The organism is Cuneatibacter caecimuris, assembly GCF_004216775.1.
In the GTDB taxonomy this organism is placed as follows: Bacteria; Bacillota; Clostridia; order Lachnospirales; family Lachnospiraceae; genus Cuneatibacter; species Cuneatibacter caecimuris.
On record NZ_SGXF01000003.1, the window covers coordinates 373,353 to 387,732 of the forward strand.

General features: G+C 50.9%; 14 protein-coding genes. 11 read left to right on the forward strand and 3 right to left on the reverse strand.

Annotation, left to right across the window (positions count from 1 at the left end; all coding sequences use genetic code 11):
* Positions 1–135 precede the first annotated feature (135 nt).
* The 7 genes from EV209_RS09920 (at position 136) to EV209_RS09950 (ending at position 6,853) form a co-directional block, all read left to right on the forward strand.
* Positions 136–987 carry an energy-coupling factor transporter ATPase gene (locus EV209_RS09920; RefSeq protein ID WP_130435356.1) on the forward strand — a complete coding sequence of 284 codons (852 nt, stop codon included), beginning with the start codon at positions 136–138 and terminating at the stop codon, positions 985–987.
* Positions 972–1,823, forward strand: a complete 852-nt coding sequence (locus EV209_RS09925) for an energy-coupling factor transporter ATPase (protein WP_130435293.1) — start codon at positions 972–974, stop codon at positions 1,821–1,823. The genes EV209_RS09920 and EV209_RS09925 overlap by 16 nt, the downstream gene beginning before the upstream one ends.
* Positions 1,824–1,826: 3 nt before the next feature.
* Entirely contained in the window at positions 1,827–2,627 is an 801-nt protein-coding gene (locus tag EV209_RS09930; RefSeq protein ID WP_130435294.1) for an energy-coupling factor transporter transmembrane component T family protein, read from the forward strand.
* Positions 2,628–2,656: 29 nt separating this feature from the next.
* Positions 2,657–4,156 carry a tRNA pseudouridine(38-40) synthase TruA gene (gene truA / locus EV209_RS09935; protein WP_130435295.1) on the forward strand — a complete coding sequence of 500 codons (1,500 nt, stop codon included), beginning with the start codon at positions 2,657–2,659 and terminating at the stop codon, positions 4,154–4,156.
* 140 nt (positions 4,157–4,296) lie between these two features.
* Positions 4,297–4,725 (forward strand): 50S ribosomal protein L13, encoded by a 429-nt coding sequence (gene rplM, locus EV209_RS09940; protein WP_130435296.1) that lies wholly within the window; start codon positions 4,297–4,299, stop codon positions 4,723–4,725.
* A 26-nt stretch (positions 4,726–4,751) separates the two neighbouring features.
* Positions 4,752–5,144: a 30S ribosomal protein S9 gene (rpsI, locus tag EV209_RS09945; protein WP_130435297.1), complete on the forward strand. Its 393-nt coding sequence runs from the start codon at positions 4,752–4,754 to the stop codon at positions 5,142–5,144.
* Between the two features lie 362 nt (positions 5,145–5,506).
* On the forward strand, positions 5,507–6,853 hold the full coding sequence (locus EV209_RS09950) for an MATE family efflux transporter (protein ID WP_130435298.1): 1,347 nt from the start codon (positions 5,507–5,509) through the stop codon (positions 6,851–6,853).
* 59 nt (positions 6,854–6,912) lie between these two features.
* Here the strand turns inward: EV209_RS09950 and EV209_RS09955 are convergent, their stop codons facing one another.
* From EV209_RS09955 to EV209_RS09965, 3 genes are read right to left on the reverse strand one after another with little or no spacing between them, the layout of a single operon-like run.
* Positions 6,913–7,752 (reverse strand): amino acid ABC transporter ATP-binding protein, encoded by an 840-nt coding sequence (locus tag EV209_RS09955; RefSeq protein ID WP_130435299.1) that lies wholly within the window; start codon positions 7,750–7,752, stop codon positions 6,913–6,915.
* Positions 7,736–8,446, reverse strand: coding sequence for an amino acid ABC transporter permease (locus tag EV209_RS09960; protein WP_130435300.1), 711 nt, complete (start codon positions 8,444–8,446; stop codon positions 7,736–7,738). Before EV209_RS09960 ends, EV209_RS09955 begins: the two co-directional genes overlap by 17 nt.
* 28 nt (positions 8,447–8,474) lie before the next feature.
* Positions 8,475–9,326, reverse strand: coding sequence for a transporter substrate-binding domain-containing protein (locus EV209_RS09965; protein ID WP_130435301.1), 852 nt, complete (start codon positions 9,324–9,326; stop codon positions 8,475–8,477).
* 287 nt (positions 9,327–9,613) lie between these two features.
* On the opposite strand from EV209_RS09965, the gene EV209_RS09970 reads away from it, so the two are divergent.
* The 4 genes from EV209_RS09970 to EV209_RS09985 all read left to right on the forward strand — a co-directional run bounded on the left by EV209_RS09970 (position 9,614) and on the right by EV209_RS09985 (position 14,380).
* Positions 9,614–11,305, forward strand: coding sequence for a Na/Pi cotransporter family protein (locus EV209_RS09970; protein WP_130435302.1), 1,692 nt, complete (start codon positions 9,614–9,616; stop codon positions 11,303–11,305).
* 231 nt (positions 11,306–11,536) lie between these two features.
* Positions 11,537–13,147 (forward strand): xylulokinase, encoded by a 1,611-nt coding sequence (locus EV209_RS09975; RefSeq protein WP_130435303.1) that lies wholly within the window; start codon positions 11,537–11,539, stop codon positions 13,145–13,147.
* A 143-nt stretch (positions 13,148–13,290) separates the two neighbouring features.
* Positions 13,291–13,809: an RNA polymerase sigma factor gene (locus EV209_RS09980; RefSeq protein WP_130435304.1), complete on the forward strand. Its 519-nt coding sequence runs from the start codon at positions 13,291–13,293 to the stop codon at positions 13,807–13,809.
* Complete coding sequence (locus EV209_RS09985) at positions 13,802–14,380, forward strand: hypothetical protein (RefSeq protein ID WP_130435305.1); 579 nt, start codon at positions 13,802–13,804, stop codon at positions 14,378–14,380. The genes EV209_RS09980 and EV209_RS09985 overlap by 8 nt, the downstream gene beginning before the upstream one ends.

Consider the following 14,380-nt stretch of genomic DNA (forward strand, 5'->3'; position numbering starts at 1 on the left):
CACTTTAAATGATGTAATTCAAAATGTCAAGCAATCACTTAAAACCCAAAAGAACAACAGTTAATTAAGAAAAAAGACTTGACAGAAGGAGGCGGAATGGAGACAATAGCAGTGTTGAGAAGGAGTGATTCCAGAATGAAAATTGTCAGAACAGAGCAGTTGGTTTATGAATATCAGAAATACGACGACCAGGGCAACCCTTCCGAAGTGACCCGGGCGATAGACGGAGTGGATCTCCAGGTGGAACAGGGGCAGTTTATTGCAGTGCTGGGCCATAATGGGTCCGGCAAATCCACGCTGGCAAAGCATTTAAACGCCCTTCTGCTGCCCAGCGGAGGAACCGTGTGGGTGGAGGGAAAGGACACGGCCCTGGATGAAAATCTGTGGGATGTGCGCCAGACTGCGGGCATGGTTTTTCAGAATCCGGACAATCAGATCATCGCTAATGTGGTGGAGGAGGATGTGGGATTCGGTCCCGAAAACATGGGCGTTCCCACAGAGGAGATATGGAAGCGGGTGGATGACAGCCTGAAAGCTGTGGGAATGACGGCTTACCGTTACCATTCCCCTAATAAACTGTCAGGCGGCCAGAAACAGCGGGTGGCCATCGCGGGAGTAATGGCCATGAAGCCAAAGTGCATTGTGCTGGACGAGCCCACCGCCATGCTGGACCCCAATGGGCGCGGGGAAGTGATCAGAACCGTCCGCCGCCTGCAGAAGGAGGAAGGGATTACGGTGATTCTGATCACCCATTATATGGAAGAAGTAACGGAAGCAGACCGGGTTTTTGTGATGGATGAAGGAAAGATCGTGATGCAGGGGACGCCCCGTCAGATATTTGCCAGGGTCAGGGAACTGAAACACTACAGGCTGGATGTGCCCCAGGTAACAGAGCTTGCTTATGAGCTGCAGCAGGCGGGCGTGAAGCTGCCGGACGGAATATTGGAGACAGAGGAGCTGGTGAGAGAATTATGCCGATTACGCTGAAACATGTGAATTATGTCTACGGACAGGATACGACCACACCGGTACATGCGCTGGAAGATGTGAATCTGGAAATCAGGGACGGCGAATTTATCGGCCTGATGGGCCATACCGGTTCTGGAAAGTCTACGCTGATTCAGCATCTGAATGGGCTGATCCGGCCTACCAGCGGAGAAATACTTTATAACGGTGAAAATATATATGGGGAAGGATATTCCCTGAAGGAGCTGCGCAGCAAGGTGGGGCTGGTGTTTCAGTATCCGGAGCACCAGCTGTTTGAAACGGATGTGTTTTCCGACGTCTGCTTTGGACCCAAAAATCTGAAGCTGCCGAAAGAAGAAGTGGAGAAGCGGGCGGCGGAGGCGCTGGAAATGGTGGGGCTGGACGAGTCTTATTACAAGCTCTCGCCCTTTGAACTTTCCGGAGGGCAAAAAAGGAGAGTGGCGATTGCAGGGGTTCTGGCCATGCAGCCTCAGGTGCTGATCCTGGATGAACCTACAGCCGGACTGGACCCTGTGGGCCGGGATGAAATTCTGGGACAGGTGCGCCGGCTGCACGAGGAAAAAGGGTTTACGATTATACTAGTTTCTCACAGCATGGAAGACCTGGCTGTATACGCCAGGAGGCTGATCGTGATGAGCAAAGGCAGGGTGAAATTTGACGGTTCTCCCAGAGAAGTATTTGCTCATTTCAGGGAGCTGGAAGAGATCGGCCTTGCCGCGCCGCAGGTCACGTATATTGTCCATGCCCTGCGGGAAGCAGGCTTTCCCATCGAAACGGATCTGATTACTGTGCGGGAAGCGAAGGAAGCAATACTAAAAATTTTGAAGGATGTGTAATCAATGATTAGAGACATAACAATCGGTCAATATTATGGTACCGATTCCCCCATACATCGGCTTGACCCGCGCACAAAGCTGGCTGGCACCCTGTTATATCTGATTTCTCTGTTCATTGCGGGAAACATCTGGTGCTATCTGGCGGCCACGGTATTTCTTTTCATAGTGATCCGGCTGTCCAGGGTGCCTGTAAGCTATATGGTAAAAGGAATGAAGGCGATTATCTTTCTGCTTCTGCTGAGCGTGGTATTTCAGCTGTTTCTGACGAAAGGAACGCCCCTGATTGATTTTTGGATTATCCACATCTCCAGGGAAGGGTTGACGCTGGCTGTATTTACTGCCATCCGTCTGGTATACCTGATCCTGGGGTCCAATATGATGACCCTGACTACCACGCCTAACGGATTGACGGACGGGTTGGAGAAGAGCCTGGGATTTCTAAAGAAAATCAAAGTGCCGGTCCATGATATTTCTATGATGATGTCCATAGCGCTCCGGTTCATTCCGATATTGATAGAAGAAACAGATAAGATTATGAAAGCGCAGATGGCCCGGGGCGCTGATTTTGAGAGCGGAAATCTGCTGCAGCGGGTAAAAAATATGGTGCCGCTGCTGGTGCCTCTGTTCATTTCCGCGTTCAGGAGGGCGTCTGACTTGGCTATGGCTATGGAGGCCCGCTGCTATCGCGGCGATGAGGGCAGGACAAAAATGAAGCCTTTGAAGTACCAGAAACGGGATGCAGCGGCGTATGCGGCGGTGCTGGGGTATTTTGCTCTGGTGGTGACGCTTCAGGTTTGCCTGTAAAATCAGTAAAAAAGGGATGAGAATGACAGATGAAGCGAATTAAACTTGTGGTTTCTTATGACGGAACCAATTACTGCGGCTGGCAGATGCAGCCCCGGGGCGTAAGCGTGGAGGCGGTCCTTAATGAGAAGCTTTCCGGGCTGCTGAGGGAAGAAATAGCCGTGATCGGGGCCAGCAGGACGGATTCCGGCGTGCATGCGCTGGGAAATATCGCGGTATTTGATACAGAGACCAGGATTCCCGCGGATAAAATCTGCATGGCCTTAAACCAGAGGCTGCCGGAGGATATTGTGATCCAGTCTTCCTGTGAAGTGCCGTTGCCCTGGCATCCCCGGAAGTGCAATACGCGCAAAACATATGAATACAAGATTCTCAACAGAAAAATCCCCCTCCCCTGCCTGCGCCGGTACGCCTATTTTTATTATATGCCTCTGAATGCGGAGCATATGGCAGAGGCTGCCGGGCATCTGGTGGGGGAACATGATTTTTCCAGCTTCTGTTCCAGCAGGAGCCAGGCGGAGGATACGGTCCGGGAGATTTACAGTCTGGATGTCAGTCAGGAAGGCGAAGTGATCACAATCCGGATCTGCGGGAATGGCTTTCTTTACAACATGGTCCGCATCATCGTGGGTACGCTTCTGCGGGTGGGTACGGGAATGTATCCGCCCGGGCATATGAAGGAGATTCTGGAAGCCAGAAACCGCCAGGCCGCGGGGCCAAAGGCGCCGCCGGAAGGGCTGACGCTTGTCTCCATTGAGGAAGAAACGGGACTGGAACCAGTGGTTCAGAGAAAAAACGGGCGCTGGGATTATAAACTGGTGCAGAAAGAGATTGCCCCGAAAGGCCATGCCTACCTGCTTCTAAGGAGCTGCGGGGAAGAAGACTATGATCGCACAGTGCTCCGGCTGACGAAACAATGCGTACGCAACGGGGCGCGGCAGGTGCATCTGGCTGATTTTACAGGACGCGTCTTTGATGGGCGTAAATTTGATTATTTTACCTACCGCCACGAAGGCGGGATGTGGCTGCTGTCCAGGCCGGTCCCTGACAGAAGAGAGGCAACAGGAGAATTGGAGCCGCTTTTGCTCACCCGGGAGACGGGGAAACTCTATCTGGATGTTTATAACAGATCTTTCCGTGAAGTGCCGGTGGGAGCTACCTATGGGCAGGAGGATATTGAACGGCTGCTGGAAGCCCCGGAATCAGAAGCATTTCTGCTGCGGGCCGGAGGGGAGACGGTTGGATTTTCCGAATGGCTCCATGAGGACGGCAGGCTGGAACTGGAAGGCGTGGGAATCCTACCTGAATTTCGGGGAAAGGGGTACGGCAAAGAGGCGCTGCAGCTGTTTTTCCAGGGCGCGGCAGAACGGAATTACCGGGAAGTGGCGCTGGTTTGCGCGGAGCATAACAGGATAGCCTGGAAGCTCTATGAAAGTTTGGGATTCCAAAAAGAAAAACTGCTCTCCGAATGGTACGTGACAGAAGATGAGAAGAAAAATCAACAGGAAAATTTTGAAAAAAATGATTGACACAGCCGGATCAGTGTACTATAATGTAAAGGCTGCGGTATGTCTGCGGCCTATTAGGATGAGAAGAGTGTATGAGCCAATGCCCCGGTAGTACATTTTTTCATAAAAAGAACAGAGCAGATTTCATAGGAGGTAAACCAATGAAAAGTTACATGGCAAGTCCTGCAACAATTGAGAGAAAATGGTATGTAGTTGACGCTACAGGATATACATTAGGCCGTCTGGCATCTGAGATTGCCAAAGTGCTGAGAGGCAAGAACAAGCCCGTCTTTACTCCTCACATCGATACAGGTGATTATGTGATCGTTGTGAATGCTGACAAAATTCATGTGACCGGCAAGAAGCTGGACCAGAAGATTTATTACAACCACTCCGAGTATGTCGGCGGCATGAGAGAGACAACTCTGAGAGAGCTGATGGCAAAGAAGCCTGAAAAGGTGATTGAGTTAGCTGTAAAGGGTATGCTGCCCAAGGGACCTCTGGGAAGAAGCATGATCAAGAAGCTGCATGTATATGCGGGTCCGGATCACGAGCAGGCAGCTCAGAAGCCTGAAGTTCTGACATTTTAATCGGGTAGCGGAAGGAGGAAATTACAGTGGCTAAGGCAAAGTTTTATGGAACAGGAAGAAGAAAGAGCAGCATTGCCAGAGTATACCTGGTACCGGGTACCGGCAATATTACGATCAATAAGAGAGATATCGACAATTACTTCGGTCTGGAAACACTGAAGGTAGTTGTTCGTCAGCCTCTGACAGCAACAGAGACATTGGATAAATTTGACGTTCTGGTGAACGTACACGGCGGCGGCACTACAGGACAGGCTGGTGCGATCCGTCACGGCATCTCCAGAGCCCTGTTGCAGGTTGATGCAGAATATCGTCCGATCTTGAAGAAGGCAGGTTTCCTGACCAGAGATCCTCGTATGAAGGAAAGAAAGAAGTACGGTCTGAAGGCAGCACGTCGTGCTCCTCAGTTCAGCAAGAGATAATCAACCTCAAAAATGCCAAAAACCCTGGAATCATGCGGATTCTGGGGTTTTTCATTCTTCATCATGAAGGCGGCAAGATACTTAAATGCATTTAGCGGCCAAATGCGCATAGGCCGGCCTTGATAACTGATGAAGTTTCATATTTTATTGATGACGCAGCATTTATTGGGGATACAGTTCCAGCGGCCGGGGATATTCCCATCTACATAAACAAAAAAGACATTATCCTGCTTGGGACCAAACGTATACCAGGGAGGAAATGCAGAGGAAGATCCGTGACGCCAGGAACATAATCGAAAGGCTGGAGACTGCCGCAGCAGCCGCATCTGGTTTGAAACATCTGGCTGGGACAAGGAAAAAGTATGGCAATACAAGGAAAAGATATGACAAAGGGCCATTCCGGCCGGATGATTTTAAGATTTGCTCTGCCGCTGATGCTGGGAAACATCTTTCAGCAGGTATATACCCTGGTGGACACAGCGGTGGTGGGCCAGGTAGTGGGGGTTAACGCCCTGGCAGCTCTCGGTTCGGCAGACTGGTTTAACTGGATGAGCCTGGGGCTGTGCTCCGGGCTGACGCAGGGATTTGCGATATTGATGGCACAGTATTACGGCGCGAAAAATGAAAATTCGCTGAAACATACCATGATGGTCTCGCTGGTGCTGTCTGTGATTTCAGCCCTGGCGGTGACGGCGGTATTTCTGGCATCAGCCAGACCGGTGCTGACGCTCATGGGCACAAGGGAGGAGATCCTGGAGGACGCGCTGCTGTACGTGTATATCATGTTCAGCGGAATTATCATTGTGATGATCTATAACTGGCTCTCCTCTGTGCTGCGGGCTATTGGAGACAGCGCCACCCCTCTGTTGGCCATGGGGGTGGCCTCTGTGTGCAATATCGTGCTGGACCTCCTGTTTGTAGCAGGATTTGGCTGGGGCATTGCAGGAGCGGCAGCGGCCACTCTCATCGCTCAGGTAGTTTCCTGCGTTTACTGCTTTCTCCGGATACGGAAAATTCCGATTCTGCAGGCGAAGCGGCAGCACCTGCGGGGGGAGCCGCAGATGGTGAAGCGTCTGTTTGGCCTGGCGGCCCCGATGGCGGTGCAGAATGTAATTATCGCTGTGGGCGGCATGATTCTTCAGTCCATCGTGAACACCTTCGGCGTGATATTTGTGGCCGGGTTTACGGCAACCAATAAGCTCTATGGGCTGCTGGAAATCGCGGCTGTGTCCTTTGGTTTTGCGGTATGCACTTATACCGGGCAGAACCTGGGGGCAGGCAAATATGACAGGATTAAAACCGGCGTTCGCCAGGGATTTGGAATGGCGGCGCTCACCTCCGTGCTGATCGGAGCCGCCATGCTGGTATTCGGGCAGCATATTGTATCCATATTTGTGGAAAAGGGAAATGCCGATGCGGACCAGGTGATTACATATGCCTATCATTATCTCACTGTCATGGGATCTTTTCTCCCCGTCCTTTATTGCCTGCATATTTACCGCTCCGCCCTTCAGGGGATGGGAAATACCATTATCCCCCTGGCCTCCGGCGTGCTGGAACTGGTGATGCGCATTTCCGCTGCGCTGATCCTGCCCGGCTTTATGGGGGAATACGGTATCTATATGGCGGAAGTGGCGGCCTGGGCGGGCGCGGCTGTGCTGCTGTATGTGTTTTATAAAAGGAACATAAAAAAGCTTTTTGTCCGGTAAATAAAAGAAGGGAAACGACCGCCGTTTCCCTTCTTTTATTCGCTGCTTATATTGATACATTATTCGATGGAGAGCACCTTGGACAGGAAATCTTTCAGCCTGGGGTGTTTGGGATGAGAGAAAAACTCTTCCGGGGGCGCGCTTTCCAGGATCACACCATCATCCATGAACAGAATCCGGTTTGCCACTTCCTTTGCAAATCCCATTTCGTGGGTGACGATGATCATGGTCATGCCTTCCAACGCCAGAGCTTTCATCAGGTCCAGAACCTCCCCCACCATTTCCGGGTCAAGGGCGCTGGTGGGCTCGTCGAACAGGATTACGTCCGGATTCATAGCCATGGAACGGATGATAGCTACCCGCTGTTTCTGGCCTCCGGACAGGGTGGAGGGGTAGACGTCAGCCTTATCCTCCAGACCAATGCGCTTCAGCAGATCTAAAGCCTGTTTTCTGGCCTGAGCGATGATCTGCTTTTTAGAAACTGAAATCTCTTCCAGGGGCACCTTTTTGGAAGCTCCGCGGAACAGATTCAACAGGAGGGTACGCATATTGCTGCGTTTTGCCCTGCGCAGCTCCTGGCACTGGACGTATACCGGGGCCATCATAATATTCTGGACCACAGTCTTATTGTTAAACAGATTGAAATGCTGGAATACCATGCCCATGCGCCGGCGGTGAATATTGATGTTGACGCTCATGTCAGCGATATCCACGCCGTTAAACACAACTTTACCGCTGGAAGGGTCTTCCATGCAGTTCAGACAGCGCAGGAACGTGCTCTTTCCGGAACCGGAAGGCCCGAGGACCACAACGATATCACCGCGGTTGATGGTAACATTGATCCCCTTCAGCACCTCATGTCCGCCGTAGTTTTTTTTCAGGTCAATTACGTCGATCACTCTTACTGAACCTCCTTTCCAGCAATTTGATTCCCAGAGAAATCAGCAGCACGATCAAAATATAAATCAGCGCCATGACGAGATAGGGAACCATGAACTCATAGCTGTTGCTTCCGATGTAGCTGAAAGCCACATATAGGTCAGCAGCTCCCACAAAGCTGACGACAGAGGTTTCCTTGATCAGAGAGATAAATTCATTTCCCAGCGTGGGGAGAATATTTTTTACAGCCTGAGGAATCACAATTTTGCACATGCTGGTTCCAAAACTCAGGCCTACGGCCCTGCCGGCTTCCAGCTGACCGCTGTCCACTGACTGAATGCCGCTGCGCATGATTTCTGAAATATACGCGCCGCTGTTGAGTCCAAACACCAGCATGGATACCTGTACGCCGGTGGTTTTGAGGCCCATAATGGGCAGGAGCACATAGTAGAACACCAACAGCTGTACCACCATAGGCGTTCCGCGAAACAACCCAACATAAAAACTGCAGAAACCATTCAGAATCCTTGGAAACATCTTATATTTAGGAATTACCCGGACAGTCGCGATCAGCGTGCCGATGAGGATTCCGATGATCAGGCCTGCGACAGCGATGAGCAGCGTGTTCTGCAGTCCCTCCAGAACTTTTACATAACCGTTCTGCTCCAGAAATATTTCAATAAACTTGTCTATTTTCTGACCGAAATTACCCATAATACCATCCTTTGCAGTGAAAGAGCAGTTACTGCATCTTATTGATTGCTTCTGTAATGCAGACAGCAGGTGCAGAATCGATCACCACATAATTTACATTCCCGTTTACCAGATCCTGAACAGCCAGAGATCCATTTTTATAAGGAACACATTTTACAGGAAATCCTTCAAAACCAAGATCTTCGCTTCCTTCCAGGTAAAACTGCCCGGTGGTTCCGCCCTGAACGCCGAAGGAGGTTTTATTATCCATGCTGTTCAAGATCTCTTCAATAGCAGCGGCATCCTTGCAGTCTTTAAATTTTTCATCATCACTGCGGACGATCAGACGCTGGGAAGCTTCATAATAAGGATCGGAAAAGTTTACATATTCTTTTCTGTCTTCGGAAATGGTGAGCCCTGCCATGGCAATGTCACATTTCTGCTGTCCCACAGAGAGGCACACTGCTTCAAAATCCATGTTCTGGATTACCAGCTCCTTGCCCAGCTCTTTTGCCAGGAGAGATGCAATTTCCATGTCGATTCCGTAATAGTCTTCTCCCGGAGTGTATTCAAAAGGTTCAAATGAAGCATTCGTTGCGACAATCAGCTGATCCTTGGAAGAATCCAGGGGCGCAGATTTCACTGCAGAAGGCGTTCCGCCTCCGAAATACTTGTCAAAGATCTGATCCATGGTGCCGTCTTCTTTGATCTTTTTGATAAATTGGTTCACCTGTTCCAACAGTTCGGGCTGGTTTTTATCCACGCCAAATGCATATTCTTCATTGGTCAGGTCAATCTCGATAATTTTGGCAGTCACTTTTTCACCGGACTGCCCGCAGCCGCAGAGCGCGGTGACAGCCAGCGCTGCGCCTAACAGTAATGCAGCAAATTTTTTCATCATAATTCCTCCTGTAAATATTAAGTAATGTATCAGCTACTATATCATTTTGCGGATTTGAATGCAATGTTAATTTTTAATAAAAATGCAGAAACAATGAATAATTTTGCACATAGATATAATTTGTAAAATCAGCCGATTATTTTACGAAGATTTAACATGAATTTGCGGGAAGATTTTACACGGATTTGATAATCTGTTTTCGGAAGCGTATTTGTGCCCGGGTAAACAGGCGCCGGGTGGGAAGAATGTAATCATGTCAGAATACAGAAAACGGAGGAAACCGGAGAATGAACAGTACATTTCAAACGATATTCGGCCTGCTGGGAGGGCTTGCCATTTTCATTTTCGGAATGAATATGATGAGTGAATGCCTGCAGAAAGCAGCAGGAGAAAAAATGAAGAGCATCCTTTCCATGCTGACCAGAAATCCTGTGCTGGGCGTGCTGGCCGGGGCTCTGGCCACCGCGGTGCTGCAGAGCAGCAGCGCCACTACGGTGATGACGATCGGTTTTGTCAGTTCAGGTCTTATGACGTTGCCGCAGGCAATCTCCGTAATCCTTGGCGCCAATATCGGCACTACCATGACTGCTCAGCTCATTGCATTTAAAATCAGCGATTATATTTACCTGATCGTATTTATTGGATTTTTACTTTCTTTTGTAACAAAAAAGGAAAAATTGAAAAATATCGGACAGACGATTTTCGCATTCGGCCTTCTGTTTACAGGTATTGAAATTATGGGTTCTGTAATGGAGCCGCTGGCTTCCAGCCCTGTGTTCCTGAAAATGATCGAGCAGGTTTCCCATATTCCTGTATTGGGAGTGCTGGTAGGAACGCTGATGACCCTGGTTGTGCAGAGCAGCAGCGCTACCATTGCGGTTCTGCAGAATTTTGCATCTCAGCCTGCTGCAGATGGGATCACAAGCATCATCGGGCTTACAGGCGCTATCCCCATTTTGCTGGGCGATAATATCGGGACCACAATCACAGCTCTTTTGGCCTCTGTGGGCCAGTCCAAAGACGCCAGAAGGACCGCGGCAGCCCATTGCATTTTTAATGTGTCCGGGGCGCTGCTGTTTATCTGGCTGATCAAACCCTTTGCCGCTTTGATTCGGTGGCTGTCGCCCGGAGGCGCAGAGGTGGACGCAATTTCCAGACAGATTGCCAATGCCCATACAGCCTTTAATGTCACAATGGTTCTGATCTGGGTGCCGCTGATCTGGCTGATGGTAAAACTGGTGATGCGGATCATTCCGGATGCGAAAGGCAAAGAGGAACCGGAACGCCAGCCAGGATTTTTGGACCGAAGGATCATCAGCCAGCCGGCCGCCGCGCTGGAACTGGTGGCCCGGGAGGTGGTGAATGCCGGAAAGTCCGTCCATGAAATGCTCTCTCTGGCAGGTACGGCAGTGAAAGAAGGAAACGCCCGGACTGTGGAAATGATCCGGGAAAAAGGCCGGTCTGTACAGAAAACCTATGATGAAATTATGGAGTATCTGGCCGATTTGTTTGCAGCAGGAGTCCTTACAGAGGAGCAGGCGTCACAGACCGCGGGGCTGATGTATGTGCTCAGCGATATTGAAAGAATGGGAAGCCTCTGCTGTGAAACAGCGGATGCTTTCAGGAAAGGGGCGGATGGCAAACGTGCTTATTCCCGGGAGGCATCCGTGGATTTGGCGAAAAGCCTGGAAATGATACAGGAGATGTACGGACAGGCGGTTCAGGCCCTGATGTACGGCGATACTGTGAGCGCGGAAAAGATTCTGGAGCAGAGAAACCAGGTGATGACGCTGGATATCGGAATGCGCCGGGCCCATATGGAACGGGTGAATCAGGGCAGATGCAGCCCGGCGATGACCGCCGCTTTTACCGGAATTCTGCACAGTATTGACAGAATGGGAAACAGCTGTGTGAATATGGCGGATGCAGCCATGTCAGGAACGCGGTTTACTTATTTCCTGGGCGGCCTGCCAGGCTGAACGCGGATGTGAAGACTTTAGGAGAAATATTTGCGCCTCTGTGATCAGGGGCGCTTTTGTTATTGCAAAGGAGATATGGCCGCTAAAGCGACCGCGCTTCGGCGCGCGGGTCCGGCTGGCCGGACTCGTTGTTCTTTCCCTGATTTAAATTGTTAGTTGACAGAAACAGAGTTATATTAGATAATGAAAAAAATGTGTTTCTGAGCAAACGAATCATTGGAGGGAAACTGGATGAGCGGGACAAAGAACGAAATTCGGGAGATGATTGAACAGGGGAAGGCAGTTTTGGGAATTGAACTGGGCTCCACAAGGATCAAGGCAGTGCTGGTGGATGAAAACCACAGGCCTGTGGCGTCAGGAAGCCATAACTGGGAAAACCGGCTGGAGAATGGGATCTGGACCTATTCTCTGGAAGATATCTGGGCCGGGATTCAGGACAGTTACCGCAAGATGGCGGAGGATGTGAGGGGGCAGTATGGAGCAGACCTGAGAAAGATCAGGGCTTTGGGATTCAGCGCAATGATGCACGGCTATATGGTTTTTGATAAAGAGGACAGGCTTTTGACGCCGTTTCGCACCTGGCGCAATACGATGACAGGGGAAGCATCTGAAAAGCTGACAGAAGCATTTCAATATCATATCCCGCAGCGGTGGAGTATTGCTCATCTGTACCAGGCGGCGCTGAATGGAGAAAGTCATGTAAAAGATGCCGCTTATCTCACCACACTGGCAGGATATGTGCACTGGAAGCTGACAGGCGAGAAGGTTCTGGGAGTGGGAGAGGCATCCGGGATGTTTCCGATTGATATACAGACCCATACATATCAAAAAGGGATGCTGGAAATATTTGACAGGCTGGTGGAAGGATATGGATATCCCTGGAAGATCGGGGAAATTCTGCCCAGGGTGCTGACCGCAGGGGAAGCCGCAGGAGTTCTGTCGAAAGAAGGGGCTGGGCTGCTGGACACCACGGGGCTGCTGGAGCCTGGAATTCCCCTTTGTCCGCCGGAAGGCGACGCCGGAACCGGAATGGCCGCTACCAACAGCGTCGCAAGAAGGACCGGCAATGTTTCGGCCGGAACATCTGTTTTTTCCATGGTGGTATTGGAAAAAGAGCTTTCAAAAGTATATCCTGAAATTGATCTTGTTACCACGCCTGCCGGAGATTTGGTGGCCATGGTGCACTGCAATAACTGTACGTCGGATCTGAATGCCTGGGTGAATATTTTTAAAGAGTTTGCCGAAAGCTTTGGCATGACGGCGGACATGGACAGCCTGTTTGAAACCCTGTACCGCAAGGCCCTGGAAGGAGATGCGGACTGCGGCGGGCTGCTGGCTTATAATTACTTTTCGGGCGAGCACATCACCGGCTTTGAGGAAGGGCGCCCGCTGTTTGTCCGCCGTCCTGATGATAAATTTAACCTGGCTAACTTTATGAGGGTGCATCTCTTCACCGCGCTGGGCGCTTTGAAGGCCGGAAATGACATCCTCTTAAAACAGGAAGGCGTGCGTCTGGATAAAATATTAGGGCATGGCGGCCTGTTCAGGACGAAAGGCGTGGGCCAGCGGATGATGGCCGGTGCTTTGAATGTGCCTGTTTCTGTGATGGAAACTGCCGGTGAGGGCGGCGCATGGGGAATTGCCCTGCTGGCTTCCTATATGGTCGGGAAAGAAGTGGGGGAGACACTGGATTCCTATCTGGAAAAGAAGGTATTTGCAGGAGAGACGGGAGATGAAGTGCTGCCGGAACCTGAAGACGTGGCCGGCTTTGATCTTTTCCTCCGCCGCTATCTGGACGGACTGGAAATAGAGCGGGCGGCGGTGAAGTGCCTTCCGGAATAAGTGCCTATGAAATCTGGTAATGATAAAACGGGTAACCCCTTTTTAACCCTCCTGCCTGCGGTCAGCCGCTGCAGGAGGGTCCTTTTGAGGGATGAAAAATTTTAAAAAAATGTGACCTGCCGGCTGTCCGGCGCGTGTTATAGATGAAGGGAGCTGAAACAGTGCGCTTCAAAAAACAGGAATCAGCAGACCCAGCGGTTCAGGGGCTGGAAGAGATTTACGACAGATACGGCGCTCTGCTGTTCCGCGTCTGCTTTTCAGAGCTGCAGAACAGACAAGACGCAGAGGATGCGGTACAGGAAATATTTCTGAAGCTGCTGCGCCGCCGGCCGGTATTTTCTGACAGTGATCACCAGAGAGCCTGGCTGATCAGGACGGCAGTGAATCAGAGCAGAGACCAGCTGAGGCGAAGAAAAGTGCGGCTGGCGGTTCCGTTGGAAGAACTGCAGGAATATGCGCTTTCAGAAGAAGAAACGGGATTTCTGGAAGAGGTGATGGGGCTGCCGGACAAATACCGGCTGGCAGTTACGCTGCACTATCTGGAAGGATACTCTGTGAAGGAGACGGCGGTCATGCTGAGGATCTCTGAATCTGCGGTGAAAATGCGCCTGTCCAGAGGACGGGAGCTGCTGAAGGGATGGAAGGAGGACAGCCATGTTTGACCGGAATATGCGGGAAGCGTATCAGAAGGTGCAGCCTTCTGCAGGGCTGCGGAACAGGGTGCTGCAGCTGGAGACAGAATATGGGAGGCCAAAAACCAGGCGGATCGCAAGCAGGCGTCTGCTGGTGTCTGCTGCGTGTTTTGCAATCCTTCTGGGAACGGCAGGACTGCTGTTTCGGGGAAATCCATCCATACGTGTCTGGTCTGGCGGGACCCCCCTGAGCGAAAAGCCTGCAGTGGTTCAGACTGTGGGGCAGGGGCCTGGAAAAGTAAGGGCAGAGGCATTTATCATGCCGGCCAATGCGCAGGCAGAAGTACTGCTTCTTCTGGAAATTGACAGCGGCAGTGCAGAAATACATGCGGATCAGGGAATACTGTTTTTAGAGGAAGCTTTCGCGGAAGATGCGGCAGCTTCCCTGAAGATATCAGGGAAGACAGCTGTATACTGGAAACTGCCGGAACCGGCGGCAGGCCAGATACCGCGGCTGTATATTTCAGCCAGAGGGCAGCATGCCGTCGTAACAGTGGAAAAAACGGAAGACGGCTATGCGGCAATATTACAGGAAGAATAA

What these genes read in the sequence shown, in the direction of transcription:
- EV209_RS09930 (WP_130435294.1), top strand. Translation starts at nt 1,827, where the DNA reads ATGATTAGAGACATAACAATCGGTCAATATTATGGTACCGATTCCCCC.
- EV209_RS09920 (WP_130435356.1), top strand. Translation starts at nt 136, where the DNA reads ATGAAAATTGTCAGAACAGAGCAGTTGGTTTATGAATATCAGAAATAC.
- EV209_RS09925 (WP_130435293.1), top strand. Translation starts at nt 972, where the DNA reads ATGCCGATTACGCTGAAACATGTGAATTATGTCTACGGACAGGATACG.
- EV209_RS09950 (WP_130435298.1), top strand. Translation starts at nt 5,507, where the DNA reads ATGGCAATACAAGGAAAAGATATGACAAAGGGCCATTCCGGCCGGATG.
- EV209_RS09975 (WP_130435303.1), top strand. Translation starts at nt 11,537, where the DNA reads ATGAGCGGGACAAAGAACGAAATTCGGGAGATGATTGAACAGGGGAAG.
- EV209_RS09970 (WP_130435302.1), top strand. Translation starts at nt 9,614, where the DNA reads ATGAACAGTACATTTCAAACGATATTCGGCCTGCTGGGAGGGCTTGCC.
- EV209_RS09960 (WP_130435300.1), bottom strand. Translation starts at nt 8,446, where the DNA reads ATGGGTAATTTCGGTCAGAAAATAGACAAGTTTATTGAAATATTTCTG.
- truA (WP_130435295.1), top strand. Translation starts at nt 2,657, where the DNA reads ATGAAGCGAATTAAACTTGTGGTTTCTTATGACGGAACCAATTACTGC.
- EV209_RS09965 (WP_130435301.1), bottom strand. Translation starts at nt 9,326, where the DNA reads ATGATGAAAAAATTTGCTGCATTACTGTTAGGCGCAGCGCTGGCTGTC.
- EV209_RS09980 (WP_130435304.1), top strand. Translation starts at nt 13,291, where the DNA reads ATGAAGGGAGCTGAAACAGTGCGCTTCAAAAAACAGGAATCAGCAGAC.
- EV209_RS09985 (WP_130435305.1), top strand. Translation starts at nt 13,802, where the DNA reads ATGTTTGACCGGAATATGCGGGAAGCGTATCAGAAGGTGCAGCCTTCT.
- rplM (WP_130435296.1), top strand. Translation starts at nt 4,297, where the DNA reads ATGAAAAGTTACATGGCAAGTCCTGCAACAATTGAGAGAAAATGGTAT.